Genomic DNA, 22342 nt, shown 5'->3' on the forward strand with positions numbered 1-22342 from the left:
CGCTGCTTACGGCGCCAGGGACAAGACTTCTGCTACCCAACGCTGGAAGCCCTCGGCATCCAGATCCAGCGCAACGCGCGCATTCGCCGGCTGCCCGAGCCGCCCCTCGATATCGACAACGGTAGCGCCGGATGTCCAGGTGCCCTGCGTTTCCACCGCCACAAAACAGGGCTTGAGGGTAAAGAGTTCGGGGCGAACCAGCCAGGCGATGGCGCACAGATCGTGCATCCGCAGACCGCTGCTCATGCTGCCGCTGCGATAATGACTGAACAACGCATGGAGCATCTTTCCGGTCTTGTTCAACGCAGGTAGCGTGGCAAGGTAAGCTGGCGTCAGCATCGCCTGGTTCGTCACATCGAGACCGCACATCACGATCTCCAGACCGCTGCGAAATACGCAGGCCGCCGCCTCCGGGTCAATAGCAATATTGAACTCCGCATTGGGCGTGAAGTTACCGCGCCCGGCAGAACCGCCCATGATAACCAGCCGGCGAATATTGAAGCGGCATTCCGGGTACTGCATCAGAAGTAGTGCAATATTGGTCAGCGGACCAATCGCCACCAGCGTAACAGGCTCCTGAGCATGCATCAGCGCGTCACGAATAGCCTGAAAGGCCGGTTTCGGCAACGGCTGGCAGTCATGTTCGACAAAATCATACCCTTCCATGCCGGATTCACCGTGCACGGAGGCTGCATCGCGCAGAGGTCGTAGAAGTGGCATCGAGGCACCCTGGGCAATCGGCACATCGGCCCCCCAGAAATGCAGCAGCTGCAACGCGTTACGGGTCGTTTTTTCCACCGACACGTTGCCCGCCACCGTGGTCATCAGTTGCAGATCCAGCTCGGGGGCGAACAGCGCTGCGGCTATGGCGGCCGCATCGTCGATGCCGGGATCGGTATCAAGAATGATCGGTAAGCGCATGGTTTCTCCAAAAAAAATGCCAGACGTTAAGTCTGGCATCTTCTCACATCAGAGTACGAAAGAACCTATTCCACTTCACGGACATCAACCCGCAGCTCTTTTGGTACTTCGAAAACGATATTCTCTTCACGGCCTTCCAGCGGTACGGCTTCTCCGCCGCCCAGCGCCTGCAAACGCGCGATCACATTCTGGACCAGAATATCCGGTGCCGATGCTCCTGCGGTCACGCCAACGCATTTTGCCTCCTTGACCCACGCTTCCTGAATATCGGTCGCATCATCAATCAAATAGGCCGCTTTCCCCATCCGCTGTGCGAGCTCCGCCAGGCGGTTGGAGTTGGAGGAGTTCTTCGACCCCACCACCAGCACGACGTCAGCCTGTTCCGCCAGCGCGCGGACCGCTTCCTGGCGGTTGGTGGTCGCGTAACAAATATCATCTTTGCGCGGCCCGACAATTTTCGGGAAGCGTTCGCGCAGCGCGTCGATCACATCCGAAGTGTCGTCTACGGAGAGCGTCGTCTGGGTCATAAATGACAGCCTGGCGTCGTTTTTGACATCCAGCGTCCAGACGTCTTCTGGCGACTCCACCAGATACATGCCCCCTTCCGGGTTGCTGTACTGACCCATCGTTCCTTCAACTTCCGGGTGACCGGCATGGCCAATCAGGATCGACTCTTCGCCCCGACGGCTCGCGCGAGCGACTTCCATATGCACTTTGGTCACCAGCGGGCAGGTCGCGTCAAAGACCGTCAGGTCGCGGCTTTTCGCTTCGTTACGCACTGCCTGGGAAACGCCGTGCGCGGAGAAAATCAGGATCGCGCCGTCAGGTACTTCACTAATCTGTTCGATAAAAATCGCGCCGCGCTTACGCAGGCTATCGACCACATAGCGGTTATGCACCACTTCATGACGCACATAGATCGGCGCGCCGTAAAGCGTCAGCGCATTTTCGACAATGCTGATAGCGCGGTCAACGCCGGCGCAAAAGCCGCGCGGGTTAGCCAACAGGATCTGCATTTCACCCCTCCAGCGCCGGATCGATTTCCAGCACTTCAATATCAAAATGGACGGTGCGCCCGGCCAGCGGGTGGTTGAAATCAACGGTGATGGAATCGCCGTTCACTTCACGAATCACGCCAGGCATTTCGCTGCCATCCATTGCGGTAAAGAGCATAATCGCGCCGATTTCCGGCTCGCCCGCGTCGATAAACTCGCGACGGGAGAAATACTGGATAAGATCCGGGCTTGGCACGCCAAATGCGGCATCCGGCTCCAGTGAAAACGTAGTTTTATCTCCGGCTTTCAGCCCCAGCAGATGCTGTTCCAGGCCTTCGGAAAGTGATGCATCGCCGAGACGAAACAGCGCCGGTTTACCGTTGTTACGCGTAGACTCTGCGGTGGAACCATCATCAAGTTTCAACGTGAAGTGCACCAGCACCGCGCTGTTGCTTTGTACAGATTTAGACATGCAGGTTTGCTCTAAAGTTTAGGCTGTTTGCCCGGTGGCGCTAGCGTCAGCGGGCAAACAAAAGCGATGTAAACCGTAGGCCGGGTAAGCGCTAGCGCCACCCGGAAATTTTTTACGCTTGCTTCTTCGCGGCGTTTGGCAGGAACCCTTCCAGAACAATCAGCGCCGCACCGATACAAATCGCCGTATCGGCCAGGTTGAAAGTGGCGAAGTGCCAGTCTCCGACATAGAAATCAATCATATCGACGACGAAACCATGCCATAGCCGGTCGAACAAGTTCCCCAGCGCGCCGCCAATAATCAGCGCGTAGGCGATATTGTTCAGCTTTTGCGTGGCCTTCGAGCGGTACATCAAGACCGCCAGTATCACGCAGATACCGATAGCGATGCCGGCAAAGAACCAGCGCTGCCAGCCGCCGCTGTCGGCGAGGAAGCTAAAAGCCGCGCCATAGTTTCGCGCATAATGCAGATTAAGAGACGGGAACAGCGATACCGTATCCCCCAGAGCAAAGCTCTGGAGGATCAGGAATTTGCTGCCCAGATCGATAATCAGCACGGCTACGACGACCCAAAGCCAGCGTAGCCCCGTTGAACAGACAGATTTACTCATCAGGCAAACTTACGTTGTTCGCCGTCACCGGCGACGTTGCTGACACAGCGACCGCAGATTTCTGCGTGTTCCGCCACCTTGCCGACGTCGCTGGTGTAGTGCCAGCAGCGCGGGCATTTCTCGCCCTCGGCTTTATTCAGCACGACTTTCAGCCCTTTCAGCAGTTCACTCTGCCAGGCATCAGCCGGCGCCTGCGCATCGTCGGCAACTTTCGCCCCGGAGGTCAACAGGACAAAACGCAGTTCATCGCCCAGCGCATTCAGCTTCGCTGACAGCGCAGCATCCGCATATAGCGTCACAGCGGCTTCCAGAGAACCACCGACCAGTTTGTCGGCGCGCGCCTGTTCGATAACCTTGTTGACTTCGCCGCGCACCTGCAGCAGCTCGTCCCAGAAGCCGTCGTTCATTGCTTCGTCGTCAGCCAGACCAAATAGCCCTTCATACCACTCACCGGTGAAGACGTATTTCTCACGGGAACCCGGCAGGTAACCCCAGATTTCATCGGCGGTAAAGGACATGATCGGTGCCATCCAGCGAACCAGCGCTTCCACGATATGGAACAGCGCGGTCTGACAGCTGCGGCGTGCCACGCTGTCCGCTTTCGCGGTGTACTGGCGGTCTTTGATGATGTCGAGATAGAACGAGCCCATTTCGATGGAGCAGAAACGCATCAGGCGCTGCACCACTTCATGGAAGTCATAAGATTCGTAGGCCTTCAGGATATCTTCCTGCGCCGCTTTCGCGCAGCCTACCGCCCAGCGGTCCAGTACCACCATCTCTTCCGGTTTCACCATGTCTTTTACCGGATCGAAACCGTTAAGGTTCGCCAGCAGGAAGCGCGCGGTGTTACGGATACGACGATAGCTGTCGGCAGCACGTTTGAGGATCTCGTCAGAGACCGCCATCTCCCCGGTGTAGTCGGTAGACGCGACCCACAGACGCAGAATATCGGCGCCCAGCTTGTTCATCACATCCTGCGGAGAAACGGTGTTACCGATGGATTTGGACATTTTACGCCCCTGACCATCGACGGTGAAGCCGTGGGTCAGTACCTGGCGATACGGCGCTTTGCCCTTCATCGCCGTGGAGATCATCAGCGAGGACATGAACCAGCCACGATGCTGGTCTGAACCTTCCAGATACATATCGGCGGCATGACCGGAGAATTCCGGACGCACGTCAACGACGGAGGAGTGGGTAGACCCGGAGTCGAACCACACGTCCAGGGTATCAGGCACTTTCTCATAGGTATCAGCATCGTCGCCAAGGATGTCGCGAGCGTCGAGATCCCACCAGGCCTGAATGCCGTCGGTTTCTACGCGTTTAGCGACTTCTTCCATCAGTTCCAGCGTGCGCGAGTGCAGCTCCTGAGTCTCTTTGTGTACGAACAGAGACATCGGTACGCCCCAGGTACGCTGGCGGGAGATACACCAGTCCGGGCGGTTGGCTACCATGGATTCAATACGCGCCTGGCCCCAGTCCGGGATCCACTGCACGCCTTTGATCTCTTTCAGCGACTGCGCGCGCAGGCCTTTCTGGTCCATGCTGACGAACCACTGCGGTGTCGCACGGAAGATGATCGGTGATTTGTGGCGCCAGCAGCACGGGTAGCTGTGCTGCATTTTTTCCACGTGCAGCAGCGCACCGCTTTCACGCAGCATCTCAACGATGATGTCGTTCGCTTTAAAGACGTTAATACCATCCAGCGCCGGATAGGTGCCAGGCAGGTAAGCGCCGTCCGGGCCGACCGGGTTGGCAATTTCCAGGCCGTACTTCTGGCTGATGGTGTAGTCGTCCGGACCGTGGCCACCGGCGGTGTGGACCGCACCGGTACCTGCATCCAGAGTCACGTGATCGCCGAGGATCGCCGGCACGTCGAAGTCGAGGAACGGGTGCTTAAAGCGCATCAGTTCGAGCTCGTCACCTTTCACGACTGCCAGAAGGGTGTAATCCGCGATATCCGCGCGTTTCATGACGCTTTCAACGAGGTCTTTCGCTACGATCAGCGCCTGGCCGTCAACCTGCACCAGCGCATAGTCGAATTCCGGTGACAAGGAGATCGCGCGGTTTGCCGGCAGCGTCCACGGCGTCGTGGTCCAGATAACCAGGGAGACCGGGCCGGTGACGTCGGCAATACCGAATTTCGCCAGCACCGCAGCTTTGTCTACTGCGTTAAACGCCACGTCGATAGACGGAGAAGTCTTGTCGTAATACTCCACTTCCGCTTCCGCCAGCGCGGAACGACAGTCGACGCACCAGTGCACCGGCTTCGCGCCTTTGTGCAGGTGGCCGTTGCCGATGATTTTACCCAGCGCACGGATGATGTTGGCTTCGGTTTTGAAATCCATGGTCAGGTACGGACGCGACCAGTCACCCAGCACGCCCAGGCGAATAAAGTCTTTACGCTGCCCGTCCACCTGAGTCGCCGCATATTCACGGCACTTGGCGCGGAATTCTGCTGCGGTGAACTTCTCACCCGGCTTACCGAATTCCTGCTCCACTTTCAGCTCGATCGGCAGACCATGGCAGTCCCAGCCCGGAACATAAGGAGAATCATAGCCCGTCAGTCCTTTGGACTTAACGATAATGTCTTTCAGAATCTTGTTAACCGAGTGACCAATATGAATGCTGCCATTCGCATATGGAGGGCCATCATGCAGAATGAAGGTTTTTTTGCCTTTTTTCGCTGCACGGATGATGCCGTACAGGTCATCATCGGTCCAACGCGCCAGCATTCCCGGTTCGCGCTTGGCGAGATCGCCACGCATCGGGAACCCTGTTTCCGGCAAATTCAGGGTGGATTTATAGTCACTCATCAGATTCTCGGTTCCGTATTTCGGTTTGATAAACACCAACAGGCTTATGCCTGCCTGGCCAGCCCAAAGAACTCGCGGGCCGTTAACTCATCACGTGCAATTTGCGCCTTCAGCTCATCAAGCGACGCAAATCGCTGCTCGTTACGTATTTTTTTACGCAGTATTACATCTATATGGCGACCATAGAGGTCCATTACAACGTCCAGAAGATGCACTTCCAGCTGCTGGCGCACGCCAGCCACCGTGGGACGGGTGCCAATGTTAGCGACGCCCACCAGCGGTTTGTCGCCCAGTCCTGTTACTTCAACCGCATAGACCCCTTTTACCGGGGAAACCTGACGACGCAGCGGTAAGTTCGCCGTCGGAAAACCAATAGTGCGCCCCAGCTCATCGCCGTGGACCACGCGTCCGGAAATGGTAAAGGGGTGGCCCAGCAGGGTTTCCGCCTGAACAAGGTCATCATCCGCCAGCGCCTGGCGCACCGCCGTGCTGCTGATACGTACGCCACCTTCACAGAAGGTTTGGGTACTGGTTACGTCAAAGCCGTATTCGGCACCCGCTTTCTGTAATAACAAGAAATCCCCCTGGCGGCCAGCGCCAAAGCGGAAATCATCACCCACGGCGAGGAACTGCACGCCTAAACGACGCACCAGCAGTTCACTGATAAAATCCTGGGCGGTCAGGGCGGCGAAGCGCCGGTCAAAGCGCACGCACAGCACGTAGTCGACGCTGCTTTCAGCCAGATAGCTCAGCTTTTCCCGCAGGCGCGTCAAACGCGCTGGCGCCTTATCGGCGGCGAACAGCTCCAGCGGCTGTGGTTCGAAAATCATCACCACCACCGGTAACCCCCGCTGGCGGCCCTCGGCGCGCAAACGCTGCAACAGCGCCTGATGCCCGCGATGCACACCGTCAAAATTACCAATGGTCAGCACGCACCCGTGCGGCGCCTGACTGAGATTATGTATGCCGCGTATCAGCTTCATGTCTGGCTCAAAACAGTGAAAATCGTCCGAGTATACCTTGTACAACTGACGACGTTAACCAGCGATTGCACCTCTTCGCCGAAAGATCCCGGGAATTCATCAACTCAGCGCGAGAATGCGGCAAAAACTGCCGGGCCCCATCGTTTTTTATGGTGGAAAGGCTGTATTCGCCAGCAACAAGCTGGTAGAATCTTGCGCCATCACTACGTAATAAAGCGTCGTTGTTTTAAGCGGCGCTTATTTGCACAAATCCATTGACAAAAGAAGGCTAAACGGGCATATTCCTCGGCCTTTGAATTGTCCATATAGAACACATTTGGGAGTTGGACCTTGGCTAATATCAAATCAGCTAAGAAGCGCGCCGTTCAGTCTGAAAAGGCCCGCAAGCACAACGCTAGCCGTCGCTCTATGATGCGTACTTTCATCAAGAAAGTATACGCAGCTATTGAAGCTGGCGACAAAGCTACTGCACTGAAAGCATTTAACGAAATGCAACCAATCGTGGATCGTCAGGCTGCTAAAGGTCTGATCCACAAAAACAAAGCTGCGCGTCATAAAGCAAACCTGACCGCTCAGATCAACAAACTGGCTTAATCGCCCGGCTGTTGTCGCTTTGAAAAAAACCCGCGAAAGCGGGTTTTTTTATGTCTGTGATTTACGCCTGCGGCGTGATGAACAGTGACGAATAGTCGCGATTGCAGATCCGCTGCACCGCCGGATGCTGAATCATCCTTTCGGCAAAAATAGCGTGATACTCTTCCATCACATTATCCATCCGACCGATCTCAATAATCGACTCATCCTGATAGAAGTCGTGCGCATAAAGCGTCGGCGCGACAAAAATCGCATTGTGCGCCGCACCGAACGCCTTCATCAGTGCCGCATCGTCAAACTCACCGAGAATCTCCACCTTCAGCCCCTGTGAATTGAACCAGTTAAGGAGCTTGCGCCCCAGCATCGAGCGACGGCCAGGGATTAGCAAACGGCGCTCCTCCAGACAGGCGGGGAACGGTTTTTCCGGCGGCGGATTCATACACCAGAAGCTGACGCTGCACTCGCCGATACGCACGGAAAACAGCCCTTCCTGCTGGGTAGAATCAATGGGACAGTCGGAGATAATCATATCGAGCTTATGCTGGCTGAGCTGTTCCAGCAGCATTTCGTGGGTCGACTCAAAGCAACGCAGGTGAATCTGTTCATTATCCACGACCGCCGCATCAAGTATCCCGCTCACCAGCCTTTTCGATAACGCATCGGCAACGCCGACGTCGAACAGCAGGTTAGACTCTTTGCGATAGTTCACAATATCGAGCATCTCCTGGCTTAGCGTGAACATGCGATCCGCATAGCGGAACACCAGCTCGCCCAGCTCGCTCGGTTCAAGCCCGCGCCCCTTGCGTTTAAACAATTTACCCTGCAAACGCTCTTCAAGCGCCTTGATTTGCCCGGTGATAGTTTGCGGTGTCAGGAACAGAGCCTCGGCTGCGCCGACAACAGAGCCTTCTTTATAAACGTGCCAGAAGTAGTACAGGTGGTTGTAATTAATATGCGACATGTTTCTCTCCCTGATAATGCCAGGGGGAGCCCTGGCAGGCTCCCCATCGAATGTTAAGCCATAGGGGTATCCGCGACACGCCTACGCAGTATCATATATCCGGTCACGGCCGACAGAACTGAACCAATCAGGATGCCAAGCTTGGCCCAGTTAATTAATCCAGGGTCAACGCTGCTAAAGGCCAGACTGGCGATGAAAATCGACATCGTGAAGCCAATCCCGCACAGAATACCGACCGCCACAATCTGCTTGCAGGTCGTCCCTTCCGGCAGTGAAGCCCACTTCAGCTTGAGCGCCAGCCAGCAGAACAGGCTGATACCCAACGGCTTACCGATAAACAGCCCGGCAATAATGCCCAGCGGCAGGAGTGACGTCAGCCCTTCGATCGTTACCCCTTGCAGCGAGACGCCCGCATTTGCGAAGGCGAAAAGCGGCAGAATCAGATAAGCCACCCACGGATGCAGAACATGCTCAAGCTGCTTCGCCGGCGATTTGCCGCCTTGCTCCTTCAGCGGGATCATAAAGCCTACGATCACCCCGGCTAACGTTGCGTGCACGCCGGATTTCAACACCGCAGTCCATAGCACCGCACCGACCAGGATATAGATACCGGTGCGCCGGACGCCGCACAGATTAAGCCCAGCCAGCACTACGATTGCCCCTGCTGCCACGGCCAGCGACAGAACGGAAAGATCATTGGTATAAAACAGGGCGATAATAACGATGGCGCCCAGGTCGTCGATAATCGCCAGCGCCATCAGGAAGATTTTCAACGCCGGCGGCACGCGGCTACCCAGCAGCGCCAGGACACCCAGTGCAAAGGCAATATCGGTCGCCGCCGGAATGGCCCAGCCCTCACGGGTAATAGGATCCTGAGCATTAAACGCCAGGTAGACCAGCGCCGGGACAATCATCCCCCCCAGAGCGGCCACAACCGGGAAAACAGCCTGACGACGGCTGGCCAGCGCCCCCTGGATCATTTCACGCTTCACTTCCAGGCCAATCAGCAAGAAGAAGACGGCCATCAGTGCATCGTTAATCCACAGCAGCATGTTCTTATTGATTTCTAACGCACCCACACGCAGCTGGACGGGGGTTTCCAAAAAGGAATGATAAAGACCGCTGGTCGCACCAGTATTAGCCAGCACCATAGCCAACGCGGCGGCAAAAATGAGGATTATGCCCCCTGAAGCATCGCTACTGAAAAAACGCTGCAGATGTTTCACTTTTACTCTCTCTATAAGGCTAATTCATCGATTAAACTATTCTAATCGCCATAACACTTCGAAAAAACAAGTTTATTATTGCGTTATAGCTCGATTTTTACGATATAAAGCAGGCGGCAAAGTCAGACTCTGACCGGGAAGATTTCAGCCATCATTAACAGATAGCGGGCTATAAACAAAAAAGCCACTTTAGCAATAAAGTGGCTTTTCAGAATTGCAGAAACTTAGCGCGTCAGGTCGTCGAAGAATTTCTTCACGCCATCAAAGAAACTTTTGGAGCGCGGGCTGTTTTTCTCACCCGTCGGGCCGCCAAAACTTTCCTGAAGATCTTTCAGCAGCTGCTTCTGTTTTTCATTCAGCCCTACCGGCGTTTCGACCACTACGCGGCACAGCAGATCGCCCTGCGCGCCACCGCGTACGGATTTCACACCTTTACCACGCATGCGGAATAGCTTACCGGTCTGCGTTTCGCCAGGCACTTTCAGATTGACCCTACCATCCAGCGTCGGGACTTCAATCTCGCCGCCGAGGGCAGCCATGGTGAAGTTGATCGGTACTTCGCAGTACAGGTTATTGCCTTCACGCTCAAAGATCGCATGCTGCTTAACCTGTACCTGTACGTACAGATCGCCCGCCGGAGCACCGTGCTCGCCCGCTTCGCCTTCGCCTGACAGACGAATACGATCGCCGGTATCAACACCCGCCGGGATTTTGACCGACAGGGTTTTGGTTTTCTCTACGCGTCCGTGACCGTGGCATTTATTGCACGGGTCTTTAATCAGCGTACCGCGCCCCTGGCAGTGTGGACAGGTCTGCTGAACGGCGAAGAAGCCCTGACGCATCTGCACCTGACCCGCACCGTGACAGGTTGGGCAGGTTTGCGGTTTGCTACCGGCTTTAGCACCGCTGCCGTGGCAAACATCACATTCTTCCAGCGTCGGGATGCGAATCTCTTTGGTCACGCCGCGAACGGCTTCTTCCAGCGTCAGTTCCATGTTGTAGCGCAGATCGGCGCCACGCGCTGCGCGCTGACGACCACGACCGCCGCCGAAGATATCGCCGAACACGTCGCCAAAGATATCGCTAAAATCGGCACCGCCGCCAAAACCGCCGCCGCCTCCGCCCATACCACCTTGTTCAAAGGCGGCGTGGCCGTACTGATCGTAGGCCGCACGCTTCTGGTCATCAGTCAGGATTTCATACGCTTCTTTAATTTCTTTAAATTTCGCTTCGGCCTCTTTATCACCCTGATTGCGGTCCGGGTGGAATTTCATGGCCAGGCGCTTGTAAGCCTTTTTGATTTCACGCTCTTCCGCTGTTTTGGAAACGCCTAAAATCTCGTAATAATCTTGCTTTGCCATTGGTGTTTTTCAGCCCCTTAACATGCGTGCACGGGCGGAGAGGAAACCTCTTCGCCCGTGCCAGTGTTTTACCCGTTCAAAGGGCGATTATTTTTTGTCTTTCACTTCTTCAAACTCCGCATCAACGACATCGTCGTCCTTCGCGTTGCTTTCGGAAGCTTCAGCACCGCCAGCCTGCTGCTGAGCGTGTTGCTGCTGAGCAATTTCCATCAGCTTCTGGGAAGCCTGGGCCAGCGCCTGCATTTTCGCTTCAATGTCCGCTTTATCTTCGCCTTTCAGAGAAGTTTCCAGTGCGGTCAGTGCAGACTCGATAGCGGTTTTGTCGTCGGCCGGCAGTTTGTCGCCCGCTTCTTCAACCTGCTTACGGGTGCTGTGCAGCAGATGGTCACCCTGGTTACGGGTCTGAACCAGCTCTTCGAACTTACGGTCAGATTCCGCGTTTGCTTCCGCATCGCGAACCATTTTTGCAATTTCTTCTTCGTTCAGACCAGAAGAAGCTTTAATGGTGATTTTCTGCTCTTTACCGCTATTTTTGTCTTTCGCGGACACGTGCAGGATACCATCGGCATCGATGTCAAAGGTGACTTCGATCTGCGGCATACCGCGCGGTGCCGGGCTAATCCCATCCAGGTTGAACTGACCCAGTGATTTGTTATCGGAGGCGCGCTTACGCTCACCCTGAATCACATGGATGGTGACCGCAGACTGGTTGTCTTCAGCGGTAGAGAACACCTGGCTGTGCTTAGTCGGGATAGTGGTGTTTTTGTTGATCAGCGCAGTCATCACGCCGCCCATGGTTTCGATACCCAGCGACAGCGGGGTAACGTCCAGCAGCAGAACGTCTTTGACTTCACCGGTCAGTACACCACCCTGAACCGCAGCACCGATCGCCACAGCTTCATCCGGGTTAACGTCTTTACGCGGCTCTTTACCAAAGAACTCAGCAACTTTCTTCTGAACCATTGGCATACGAGTCTGGCCACCGACCAGGATAACGTCCTGGACGTCGGAGACGGACAGACCCGCATCCTGCAGCGCAACTTTCAGCGGCTCGATAGAACGGTTAACCAGGTCTTCAACCAGGCTTTCCAGTTTCGCACGCGTCACTTTGATGTTCATGTGTTTCGGACCGGTGGCATCTGCTGTGATGTACGGCAGGTTCACGTCGGTCTGCTGAGCGGAAGAAAGCTCGATTTTCGCTTTTTCAGCCGCTTCTTTCAGGCGCTGCATTGCCAGCGGGTCGTTACGCAGGTCAATGCCCTGATCTTTCTTAAATTCGTCAACGAGGTAGTTGATCATACGGCTGTCGAAGTCTTCACCACCCAGGTGGGTATCACCGTTGGTTGCCAGAACTTCGAAGGTTTTTTCGCCGTCAACTTCGTCAATCTCGATAATCGAAATATCGAAAGTACCACCACCGAGGTCGTAAACCGCGATAGTGCGGTTACCCACTTCTTTGTCCAGACCATAAGCCAGCGCGGCGGCGGTCGGTTCGTTGATGATACGTTTGACTTCCAGACCTGCGATACGGCCAGCATCTTTGGTAGCCTGACGCTGAGCATCGTTGAAGTATGCAGGTACGGTAATAACAGCTTCGGTTACCGGCTCACCCAGGTAATCTTCAGCGGTTTTCTTCATTTTTTTCAGCACTTCAGCAGAGATCTGCGGCGGTGCCATTTTCTGACCTTTTACGTCAATCCATGCGTCGCCGTTGTCAGCGCCGATGATTTTGTAAGGCATGATGGCTTCATCACGCTGCACTTCTTCGTCCTGGAAGCGACGGCCAATCAGGCGTTTGATCGCAAACAGAGTATTTTGCGGGTTAGTCACTGCCTGACGTTTAGCCGGCTGACCTACCAGGATTTCGCCGTCCTGCGTGTAAGCAATGATAGAAGGCGTGGTGCGGTCGCCCTCGGCGTTCTCCAGCACACGAGCAGTTGTACCATCCATAATCGCGACACAAGAGTTGGTTGTCCCCAGGTCGATACCAATAATTTTACCCATCTAAACGTCTCCACTAAAAATTCGATCAACATGTGGTTGTAAACCTGTAATAAGGGCGAAACCTATGGTTTCAACTGCCCAGACATCATTTTTTTCAGGTTCATTCACTGCGGTTGACTACAAGATGGGGTCGCCCATCGCTTCATCAAGGGGGGAAGCAAAAAAAATTTTATCTTTATTGCCGCATGAAGAGAGGAATTTAAGGGGACTGGTATCAGGAGCTGACAGAAAAGCGGTATTTCCGATAACTCTCCTCCCGTCAGACGTGCCCGCTCCCCGCCTGACGAGGGCGAACAATCACCTTTCGTCTGAGCCAACGTAAATTGGCGAAAAATACCCCGCCAGATCATAGACAGTTACCCTGCGCCTCATTATTATGCCGCGCCCCGTCACCGAGTGGTGGGGTAATGCTTCCCTTTCTAATCATTATTTTGAGGAATTATGGGCAACACTAAGTTGGCTAATCCGGCACCGCTGGGCCTTATGGGCTTTGGCATGACCACTATTTTGCTTAACCTGGCAAATAGCGGCCTGTTCGCGTTTGATGTAGCTATCCTGGCGATGGGCATTTTTTACGGCGGCATTGCGCAGATTTTCGCAGGCCTGCTGGAATTTAAAAAAGGCAATACCTTTGGTTTAACCGCTTTTACGTCCTACGGCGCCTTCTGGCTGACGTTGGTCGCTATTCTTCTCATGCCGAAAATGGGCCTGGCAGAAGCGCCTAATGCGCACTTCCTGGGCATGTACCTCGGTCTGTGGGGAGTGTTTACGCTGTTTATGTTCTTCGGCACTCTGAAAGCCGCACGCATGCTGCAATTCGTTTTCCTTAGCCTGACAGTCCTGTTTGCGCTGCTGGCAATCGGCCACCTGGCAGATAACGAAGGTATCGTGAAAATCGCGGGCTGGATTGGTTTAGTCTGCGGCGGTAGCGCCATTTATCTGGCAATGGGTGAAGTCCTGAACGAGCAGTTTGGTCGCACCGTACTGCCGATCGGCGCGCCTCATTGATAAAAAATACCCTCGTCCCGTCGGGATGAGGGTATTCATGCGGTGCATCACGGTCGCTGTAACTCACCGCCTTCATCAGCCACATCACTCTGCATTCCCTGACGTAACCAGACCCCTAATCCCAGTCCCATCAGCGAAAGCGCCAGTACATACCAGGCAGGTGCCATTGGCGACACCCCCATCAACATGGTGACGGCAATCGGCGTCAGGCCGCCAAAAATGGCGTAAGAGACGTTATATGAGAAGGAAATGCCGGTAAAGCGAACTTCCGCCGGGAAGGCCCGCACCATAACGTAAGGTACGGCACCCACGACGCCCACACACAATCCCACCGTACCGTACAGCAGAAACAGCTGCTCTGGGCTGCTGCCGGAAAGGTGGTAAAACGCCCAGCTGGAGACGGCCAGTAGCAAACTGCCGACGATGAACGTCCGGCTGGCGCCAAAACGATCCGCCGCCAGCCCCGCCAGCAGACAGCCAATACACAGCATAATCGTGGCAATACTGTTAGCCTGTAGAGTGATTGCCGGCGCAAAGCCGTAATGCTTTTGTAGCCAGACCGGCGACATCAGGATAACCACCACAACCCCGGCGGATAACAGCCAGGTCAACAGCATCGAAACCACCACCGCTTTCTGATGTTTCAGCACCACGGATTTGACCGGCAGTTCCTGCGCTAAAGCTTTACGTCGCTGCATCTCGAGGAATATTGGTGTCTCCTGCAACCAACGGCGCAAATACATGGCCACCAGGCCAAAGATGCCACCTAGCAGGAAAGGAATACGCCAGCCGCCATCGTGAATCCCCTGCGGCGTCAGACTGGTGTTAATCAGCGTTGCGACCACCGACCCCAGCAGAATGCCGACCGTCAACCCAGCGGTCAGCGTACCGCAGGCGATCCCGATGCGTTTTTCCGGCACGTGTTCGGCGACAAAGACCCAGGCGCCGGGCACTTCCCCTCCGATAGCCGCCCCCTGCAGAATACGCATCAGCAGCAGCAATAAAGGCGCAATCATGCCCATTGACTCGTAGGTTGGCAGCAGGCCTATCGCCAGGGTCGGCAATGCCATCAACAAAATGCTCAGGGTGAACATCTTCTTACGGCCAACCAAATCGCCAAAGTGAGCCATGATAATGCCACCCAGGGGACGCGCCAGATAACCGGCGGCGAAGATGCCGAAGGTCTGCACCTGGCGAAGCCATTCCGGGATATCCGCCGGGAAGAACAGCTCACCAACGACGGCGGCAAAGAAGACGAAGATAATGAAATCATAAAACTCCAGCGCGCCACCCAGGGCAGCCAGCGTCAGCGTTTTATAATCTTGTCGATTCAGAGGTCGGGTATGTTGTGACATAACGAACGATTCATCCTGAGGTGTGTAGGTGTCATCACGTAATGTGTAAAGTAAAAAACACTATATCGTAAATAAAACAGCACACCACCGACAATACAGGTTATGTCAGGAAAGCATAAAATTCAGGATAAAGTTTCGCGCCTTGCGCTTTTTGGGCGAAATGCCGCTACGACTTCGGCGTTTGTCTCGACATATGGCCCCTCCAGCAACTGTACACAATAAGGTACACTTGCGAAGATCCCATGCACCAGAACCTTGCCATCAGCATCTTTTACGCCTTCAAGGGTTTCCTGAATAGCTTTCGGCTGGCCCGGCAGATTCAAAATCAATGCCTGCTTGCGGATAACACCCACCTGGCGAGAAAGGATAGCCGTTGGCACGAAGTGTAGGCTAACCTGGCGCATTTGCTCACCAAAGCCTGGCATAACGCGGTCGGCCACGGCCAGGGTTGCATCCGGCGTCACGTCACGTCGGGCAGGACCGGTTCCTCCGGTGGTTAACACCAGGTGGCAGGCCATCTCGTCAACCAGCTCGCACAGCGTTTGTTCGATAATCACCTGTTCGTCAGGGATCAGGCGGGTCTCAAGCTCAAATGGGGTAGTCAGCGCACGCGCCAGCCACTCTTCAAGTGCCGGGATGCCTTTATCCTGATACACGCCGCTGGAAGCGCGATCGGAGATGGAAACTAAGCCGATTCGTAAGGTATTCATCGTTATTCCGTTCAAACAGTACAATTAGACGGAATGATACACGCTGGGAGGAAATACAGACAGGGCTCAAGAGAAGTAGCGTGACCGGGAGCCCGGCCACGCGCAATGATTACAGCAGGTCGCCGATCATTTTTTCCAGTTTTTCCTGGTCGATCGCAAACTTACGAATACCTTCCGCCAGTTTGTCTACCGCCATCGGATCCTGGTTGTGCTGCCACAGGAACTGGGATTCAGTAATACGTTCCGGGCGTGCTTTCACTTCGCCGCTAAACGTCAGTTTACGTTCGATAGCCCCTTCGCTTTCAGCCAGCTCTTTCAGCAGAGCCGGAGCGATGGTCAGGCGGTCGCAGCCGGCCAGCTCAAGAATTTCACCGACGTTACGGAAGCTTGCGCCCATCACGACAGTTTCGTAGCCGTGCTGCTTGTAGTATTCGTAGATTTCACTGACGGAAACCACGCCCGGATCTTCAGCCGGTGCGTACTCTTTCTTATCAGTGTTCGCTTTGTACCAGTCGAGGATACGGCCAACGAACGGAGAGATCAGGAACACACCCGCTTCAGCACAAGCGCGAGCCTGGGCGAAGGAGAACAGCAGAGTCAGGTTACAGTTGATGCCTTCTTTTTCCAGCTGCTCGGCGGCGCAAATACCCTGCCAGGTGGAAGCCAGTTTAATCAGAATGCGATCGTTACCGATGCCCGCATCGTTGTACAGCTTGATGATGCGTTTCGCTTTGGCGATAGATGCCTGGGTGTCGTAGGAAAGACGCGCATCCACTTCGGTCGAAATACGGCCTGGAATCAGCTTAAGAATTTCAAGACCAATGTTCACCGCCAGCTTATCGGATGCATCGATAATCTGCTGAGCGCGATCGCTGCTCTGGCCGCGGGCCCAGACGATAGCGTCATCAATCAGCTTACGGTACTCAGGAATCTGAGCCGCGCCAAGAATCAAAGAAGGGTTAGTCGTGGCATCCTGAGGCTGATACAGCTTCATTGCCGCAATATCTCCGGTATCAGCTACGACAGTGGTGTACTGACGCAGAGAAGTCAATTTATCCGTCATGATAGTGTTTCTCTTAAACAGCAGTTAAGGGGATGTAACCGGTCTGCCAAGATGATAACACGCTGCATGTTCAGCGCAACTGCGGACCATGCCAGACCGCAGAGTGTGATAAACTGGATGAATTAATTCTCTGAATGCTAAGGGATTGTCACTGAATTGGTAACGCTTACACTAGCGTTCCGGCATGGACAAGAGGATAGTTAATGCCTGATTTTTTCTCTTTTATCAATGAAATACTCTGGGGCTCGGTAATGATTTATCTGTTACTGGGTGCCGGCGTCTGGTTTACCTGGCGAACGAAATACATTCAGTTTCGTTATGTTCGCCAGTTTGGGAAAAGTCTAAAGAAAAGCCTCCTGCCCCAGCCCGACGGGTTAACCTCTTTTCAGGCCCTGTGCACCAGCCTTGCCGCGCGCGTAGGCAGCGGGAACCTGGTCGGCGTCGCGCTGGCGATATCCGCAGGCGGGCCCGGAGCCATCTTCTGGATGTGGATCTCCGCGCTGCTCGGCATGGCCAGTAGCTTTGCTGAATGTTCCCTTGCTCAGCTCTACAAAGAACGCGATGCCCACGGGCAATTTCGCGGAGGCCCTGCCTGGTACATGTCCCGTGGCTTAGGGATGCGCTGGATGGGCGTCATGTTTTCGATCCTGCTGCTGCTGGCCTATGGCGTTATTTTTAACACCGTTCAGGCCAACTCGATCGCTAATGCGATGACCTATGCTTTCGATCTTCCGGCGATCGTTACCGGCAGCGTGCTGCTTCTGGCAACCCTGTTGGTTATCATGCGTGGCTTACGCGGCGTGGCGAAGTTAATGCAGTGGATCGTACCGCTGATGGCGCTGCTATGGGTTGCCACCAGCCTGCTGATCGGCCTCTGGCATATCACAGCGCTACCGGCTATTTTCGAAACGATTTTCCGCTGCGCATTCGGCTGGCAAGAAGCCGCCGCCGGTGCGGTGGGTTATACCATCAGCCAGGCGCTCACCAGTGGTTTTCAGCGCGGCATGTTCTCTAACGAAGCGGGAATGGGGTCTACGCCTAATGCCGCTGCAGCCGCCGCCTCCTGGCCTCCTCACCCGGCGGCACAGGGGATCGTGCAAATGATCGGTGTCTTCATCGATACCATCGTCATTTGCACCGCCAGCGCCGTGATTATCATGCTGGCGCCGCTCGACGACGCAGAAGATACGGTGAACGGCATCCAGACTATCCAGCACGCCATGACGGCACTGATCGGCAGCTGGGGGGCGGGATTCGTGGCACTTATCGTGCTGCTCTTCGCCTTCAGCTCCATCGTGGCAAACTACATCTATGCAGAAAATAACCTGATATTTCTGCGTCTTAATAGCCCCCGACATCTCTGGGCGCTCCGAATCCTCACCCTGGCGATGGTACTCACCGGAACGCTGATCGGTTTGCCAGTCGCCTGGCAGCTGGCGGATACCATTATGGCGCTGATGGCCATCACCAACCTCACCGCCATTTTACTTCTGTCCCCAACGGTGCGGATCCTGGCCAGCGATTATCTTAACCAGCGGCGGCTGGGCGTACAGCCAACCTTTGACGCCACACGGTACCCGGAAATCAGCCAGCAGCTGGCGCCTGGCGCATGGGATGACCTGCCGCGTGAATAACGCGGCAATCGCAGCTATCGATCCCTCCGGGGTCTTTTTTTGTTAAAGTCACGGAAAATCCCCTACAAGGACCGGATATGCTGATTCTTATTTCACCTGCAAAAACACTCGACTACCAAAGCCCGCTGGCGACAACACGTTACACCCAGCCTGAACTGCTGGAGTATTCCCAGGAGCTTATTGGTATAGCGCGCCGGCTCTCAGCGCCGCAGATCGGTAAGCTGATGAGCATCAGCGATAAGCTGGCAGACCTGAACGCCACCCGCTTTCACGACTGGCACCCGGACTTCACTCCGCAAAATGCCCGTCAGGCGATTCTGGCCTTTAAAGGCGACGTTTATACCGGGCTACAGGCGGAAACCCTCGGCGATGACGATTTTGATTTTGCCCAGCGGCATTTGCGCATGCTTTCCGGCCTCTACGGCGTGCTGCGCCCGCTGGATCTTATGCAGCCCTATCGTCTGGAAATGGGGATTAAGCTGGAGAATGCCAAAGGCAAAGATCTCTACCAGTTCTGGGGCGAGGTGATTACCGACAGGCTGAATCAGGCACTGAAAGCGCAAGGGGACGATATCGTCATTAACCTGGCCTCAGATGAATATTTCAGATCGGTGAAGACCAAACAGCTGCAGGGAAAAATCATTAAGCCGGTCTTCCTCGATGAGAAAAACGGTCAGTTTAAAGTGATCAGCTTCTATGCCAAGAAGGCGCGCGGCTTAATGAGCCGCTATATCATTGAGAACCGCTTAACCCAGCCTGAGCAGCTAACCCGCTTCGACAGCGAAGGCTATTTCTTTGACGCCGAAGCCTCCGGCAAAAAAGATGAAATGGTCTTTAAACGCCGCGAGCGTTAACCCCTTCCCGGCCGCCCTTGTCAGCGGCCGGGGCATGAGACTTAGTGATGATGCCAGTCACGATCCGGGCCATGGCCGCGGTCGTGGTCATCATGACGATCGTCATGGCGATGTTCGTCATGTTCACGCCAGTGGTTATCGCGCCAGTCGTAATGACGACCCCACCATTCGTGGTCGCGCCAGTGGCCGCCATCCCAGTAGTTACCGTGATTGTCACGATCGCCAATTTGCAGTTTGACCGCTGGCACCAGCGTAATTTCCGAGGCGTGAACCAGAGCAGGAGCCACCAGCGACATCGAAAGCGCAAGGATCACAGACTTCAGCGTTGACATAGGTTTCCCCTTTATTAACTGTCCCCGGATGGGGCGATAACAAAAGATTAACTCTCCGCAACACCGCTGGTTATTCTCCGCAATCCTAATCTCTGACGCCCGGCATTTATTGGTAATTCATCCATTTTTCCTGCCTGATTTCTACATCATTTCTCCTTTTTCGCCCATAAAAAAGCCGGGCATTAAGACCCGGCTTGAGAATGTCGTGCAGCGATAGCGGCCGTTATGCTTTACCCATCATCAGCTGACGCAGCGCGGCGAAATCGGCTGGCAGATTATGCGACAGCAGCGGCAGGTCGGCGCGTTCGGCCAGCTCTTTCGGCAGCGGCAGCGTCTCCTGCAGGATAGCGTCCACGCTCTCTTTGAACTTGGCAGGATGCGCAGTACCGAGGAACAGACCATACTCGCCAGGCTGCAGCTGGTCGCGCAACGCACGATAAGCAATCGCCGCATGCGGTTCTGAGGTATAGCCAATCGCGTTTAGTTCACGCATGGTGGATTTGGTGGTCTCGTCGTCCACGGCCGCATAGCCCAGCTCATTGAGGCGCCAGATTTTGCGACGGAACAGCTCTTCCACACGTGGCCAGTTGTTCGGCTGGCTGACATCCATGGCGTTCGATAACGTTGCCTGAGTCGCTTTCGGCGCCCAGTTACCGTCCTGCAGGAAGCGCGGAACGGTATCATTGGCGTTGGTAGCAGCGATAAAGCGTTTGATCGGCAGACCTAAAGACTTCGCCAGTAACCCGGCGGTCAGGTCGCCGAAGTTCCCGCTCGGCACCGAAATGACCAGTTGGTTGCGCGCGTCCTGCGGCAGCTGCGCCACCGCTTCAAAGTAGTAGCAAATCTGCGCCAGCAGGCGGCTGATATTGATGGAGTTCGCGGAGTTCAGGCCCAGAGCTACCTTCAGCTCTTCATCGTCAAACGCCTGTTTCACCAGCGCCTGGCAGGCGTCGAAGTCACCATCGATAGCCACGGTTTCGATATTGCCGCCCAGAGTACAAAACAGCTTTTCCTGCAGCGGGCTGATCTTGCCGCGCGGGTAGAGAATAACAACTTTCACGTTCGGCAGGCCGTAAAACGCATGTGCGACCGCCGCACCGGTATCACCGGAGGTTGCTGTCAGAATCGTTACCGGTTTGTCGCCAGCGATATGGGTCAGCATCTGCGCCATAAAACGGCCGCCAAAATCCTTAAACGCCAGCGTCGGGCCGTGGAACAGCTCCAGGCAGCCAACATCATCCTGCACCTTACTGACCGGGGCCGGGAAGGTGAAAGCGGCGGCGATGCGCTCTTTGAGAACATCCTGCGGGATTTCGTCGCCAATGAATGCTGACACAATTCTGGCGCTGCGGGAGACTAAATCCATCTCCAGCATATCGTCGATTTCAGTCAGGCTAAATTCCGGCAGATCGTGCGGGAAGAACAGCCCCTGTTGCTTGCCAAGCCCCTGCGTTACGGCCTGCGCAAAGCTGACCTGTTCGTTATGATCTTTTAAGTTATAGAGTTTCATTGGTTATCCCACTACTCGTGCGCCCGCCGTGTCCAGCCGGCAAATATGAACGAAGCCTTCCTGATTTTGCAGATAATGCGTGCCCAGCCAGTCCGCGACGCGCTGCGCAGTTTCCGGCTTATCGCACAGCGCAAACAGCGTCGGGCCAGAGCCGGAGATGCCACACGCCTGCGCACCGATCTCCATCGCTGCCTGACGTGCTTCACTGAAGCCCGGCAGCAGTTTGGTGCGATACGGTTCGGCAATGACATCTTTCATCAATTTCGCTGCCAGCTGCGGCTGGCGGGTGTAGCAGGCATGGATAAAGCCCGCCAGATGACGACCGTGAGCGATGCAATCCTGGCGGCGATACTGCGCCGGGAGGATGGCTCGCGCTTCCGCCGTCGAGACTTTGATTCCGGGATACGCCAGAACCCACAGCCATTCGTCAAACCCCGGAACCTGCTGGCTGATGATGCCATTTTCTTCAATCATCAACTGCATGCCGCCCAGGTAGCAAGGTGCGACGTTGTCATAATGAATACTGCCGGAGATGCGCCCTTCCATCTCACCCATCAGCGCCAGCATGCGCATCTCATTCAGCGGCTTACCGCAGAATTCATTCATTGCTACCAGCGCGGCGACGACCGAGCAGGCGCTGGAACCGAGGCCTGAGCCAATCGGCATATTCTTTTCCAGCACCATCGCAACCGGTACGTTTTTACCGATTTCCTGGCAGAAACGCTCCCAGCACTGGTAAACAATGTTCTCCTGCGGTACAGAAGGCAGTTTGCTGGCAAAGCGGCCAACGTTTTGCAGGCTGAAGCTTTCTGCCGCTTCAACCGAGACGTTGTCTCCCAGCAGCGTGCCATTAACCGGAGTGACCGCCGCGCCCAGCACATCAAACCCGACGCTCATATTGGCACTGGAAGCCGGGGCATATACTTTGACCAT

20 protein-coding genes are annotated in these 22342 nt (G+C 55.2%); 4 read left to right on the top strand and 16 right to left on the bottom strand.

What is annotated here, in order from left to right:
* Positions 1 to 6 precede the first annotated feature (6 nt).
* From rihC to ribF, 6 genes are all read right to left on the bottom strand, one after another.
* On the bottom strand, positions 7 to 921 hold the full coding sequence (rihC, locus tag ACMYSK_RS15500; RefSeq protein WP_434636612.1) for a ribonucleoside hydrolase RihC: 915 nt from the start codon (positions 919 to 921) through the stop codon (positions 7 to 9).
* 65 nt (positions 922 to 986) lie between these two features.
* Positions 987 to 1937, bottom strand: coding sequence for a 4-hydroxy-3-methylbut-2-enyl diphosphate reductase (gene ispH / locus ACMYSK_RS15505; protein WP_434636614.1), 951 nt, complete (start codon positions 1935 to 1937; stop codon positions 987 to 989).
* Between the two features lies 1 nt (position 1938).
* Complete coding sequence (gene fkpB / locus ACMYSK_RS15510) at positions 1939 to 2388, bottom strand: FKBP-type peptidyl-prolyl cis-trans isomerase (RefSeq protein ID WP_434636617.1); 450 nt, start codon at positions 2386 to 2388, stop codon at positions 1939 to 1941.
* A 112-nt stretch (positions 2389 to 2500) separates the two neighbouring features.
* Entirely contained in the window at positions 2501 to 2998 is a 498-nt protein-coding gene (lspA, locus tag ACMYSK_RS15515) for a signal peptidase II (protein ID WP_434636619.1), read from the bottom strand.
* Positions 2998 to 5814, bottom strand: a complete 2817-nt coding sequence (gene ileS, locus ACMYSK_RS15520; protein WP_434636620.1) for an isoleucine--tRNA ligase — start codon at positions 5812 to 5814, stop codon at positions 2998 to 3000. Before ileS ends, lspA begins: the two co-directional genes overlap by 1 nt.
* 44 nt (positions 5815 to 5858) lie before the next feature.
* Entirely contained in the window at positions 5859 to 6797 is a 939-nt protein-coding gene (gene ribF / locus ACMYSK_RS15525) for a bifunctional riboflavin kinase/FAD synthetase (protein ID WP_434636622.1), read from the bottom strand.
* A 330-nt stretch (positions 6798 to 7127) separates the two neighbouring features.
* On the opposite strand from ribF, the gene rpsT reads away from it, so the two are divergent.
* Positions 7128 to 7391 carry a 30S ribosomal protein S20 gene (gene rpsT / locus ACMYSK_RS15530; protein WP_003018940.1) on the top strand — a complete coding sequence of 88 codons (264 nt, stop codon included), beginning with the start codon at positions 7128 to 7130 and terminating at the stop codon, positions 7389 to 7391.
* 61 nt (positions 7392 to 7452) lie between these two features.
* Here the strand turns inward: rpsT and nhaR are convergent, their stop codons facing one another.
* The 4 genes from nhaR to dnaK all read right to left on the bottom strand — a co-directional run bounded on the left by nhaR (position 7453) and on the right by dnaK (position 12943).
* On the bottom strand, positions 7453 to 8352 hold the full coding sequence (gene nhaR, locus ACMYSK_RS15535) for a transcriptional activator NhaR (RefSeq protein ID WP_434636624.1): 900 nt from the start codon (positions 8350 to 8352) through the stop codon (positions 7453 to 7455).
* 53 nt (positions 8353 to 8405) lie between these two features.
* Positions 8406 to 9578 carry a Na+/H+ antiporter NhaA gene (gene nhaA / locus ACMYSK_RS15540; protein WP_434636626.1) on the bottom strand — a complete coding sequence of 391 codons (1173 nt, stop codon included), beginning with the start codon at positions 9576 to 9578 and terminating at the stop codon, positions 8406 to 8408.
* 224 nt (positions 9579 to 9802) lie between these two features.
* Complete coding sequence (gene dnaJ / locus ACMYSK_RS15545; RefSeq protein ID WP_434636628.1) at positions 9803 to 10939, bottom strand: molecular chaperone DnaJ; 1137 nt, start codon at positions 10937 to 10939, stop codon at positions 9803 to 9805.
* Between the two features lie 87 nt (positions 10940 to 11026).
* Positions 11027 to 12943: a molecular chaperone DnaK gene (gene dnaK, locus ACMYSK_RS15550; RefSeq protein ID WP_434636629.1), complete on the bottom strand. Its 1917-nt coding sequence runs from the start codon at positions 12941 to 12943 to the stop codon at positions 11027 to 11029.
* Between the two features lie 441 nt (positions 12944 to 13384).
* Between dnaK and satP the strand changes: the two genes are divergently transcribed.
* A complete protein-coding gene (gene satP, locus ACMYSK_RS15555; RefSeq protein ID WP_045860029.1) occupies positions 13385 to 13951 on the top strand; it encodes an acetate uptake transporter in 567 nt (188 codons plus the stop codon).
* A 47-nt stretch (positions 13952 to 13998) separates the two neighbouring features.
* Here the strand turns inward: satP and ACMYSK_RS15560 are convergent, their stop codons facing one another.
* The 3 genes from ACMYSK_RS15560 to tal all read right to left on the bottom strand — a co-directional run bounded on the left by ACMYSK_RS15560 (position 13999) and on the right by tal (position 17079).
* Positions 13999 to 15306 (bottom strand): MFS transporter, encoded by a 1308-nt coding sequence (locus ACMYSK_RS15560; RefSeq protein ID WP_434636631.1) that lies wholly within the window; start codon positions 15304 to 15306, stop codon positions 13999 to 14001.
* A 122-nt stretch (positions 15307 to 15428) separates the two neighbouring features.
* Entirely contained in the window at positions 15429 to 16016 is a 588-nt protein-coding gene (gene mog / locus ACMYSK_RS15565; protein WP_032689545.1) for a molybdopterin adenylyltransferase, read from the bottom strand.
* A 109-nt stretch (positions 16017 to 16125) separates the two neighbouring features.
* On the bottom strand, positions 16126 to 17079 hold the full coding sequence (tal, locus tag ACMYSK_RS15570) for a transaldolase (RefSeq protein ID WP_434636633.1): 954 nt from the start codon (positions 17077 to 17079) through the stop codon (positions 16126 to 16128).
* A gap of 203 nt (positions 17080 to 17282) precedes the next feature.
* Here tal and ACMYSK_RS15575 point away from each other — a divergent pair, with 203 nt between their 5' ends.
* Both ACMYSK_RS15575 and yaaA read left to right on the top strand, forming a co-directional pair.
* Positions 17283 to 18713, top strand: a complete 1431-nt coding sequence (locus ACMYSK_RS15575; protein WP_434636635.1) for an alanine/glycine:cation symporter family protein — start codon at positions 17283 to 17285, stop codon at positions 18711 to 18713.
* A 77-nt stretch (positions 18714 to 18790) separates the two neighbouring features.
* Positions 18791 to 19567 carry a peroxide stress protein YaaA gene (yaaA, locus tag ACMYSK_RS15580; RefSeq protein ID WP_434636637.1) on the top strand — a complete coding sequence of 259 codons (777 nt, stop codon included), beginning with the start codon at positions 18791 to 18793 and terminating at the stop codon, positions 19565 to 19567.
* 41 nt (positions 19568 to 19608) lie between these two features.
* Here the strand turns inward: yaaA and ACMYSK_RS15585 are convergent, their stop codons facing one another.
* The 3 genes from ACMYSK_RS15585 to thrB all read right to left on the bottom strand — a co-directional run bounded on the left by ACMYSK_RS15585 (position 19609) and on the right by thrB (position 22342).
* Positions 19609 to 19899: a DUF2502 domain-containing protein gene (locus ACMYSK_RS15585; RefSeq protein ID WP_434636639.1), complete on the bottom strand. Its 291-nt coding sequence runs from the start codon at positions 19897 to 19899 to the stop codon at positions 19609 to 19611.
* Positions 19900 to 20122: 223 nt separating this feature from the next.
* Positions 20123 to 21409: a threonine synthase gene (gene thrC, locus ACMYSK_RS15590; RefSeq protein WP_434636641.1), complete on the bottom strand. Its 1287-nt coding sequence runs from the start codon at positions 21407 to 21409 to the stop codon at positions 20123 to 20125.
* 3 nt (positions 21410 to 21412) lie between these two features.
* Positions 21413 to 22342, bottom strand: a complete 930-nt coding sequence (gene thrB / locus ACMYSK_RS15595) for a homoserine kinase (protein WP_434636643.1) — start codon at positions 22340 to 22342, stop codon at positions 21413 to 21415.

The sequence above is a fragment of the Klebsiella sp. I138 genome (assembly GCF_051131765.1).
GTDB lineage: Bacteria > Pseudomonadota > Gammaproteobacteria > Enterobacterales > Enterobacteriaceae > Klebsiella.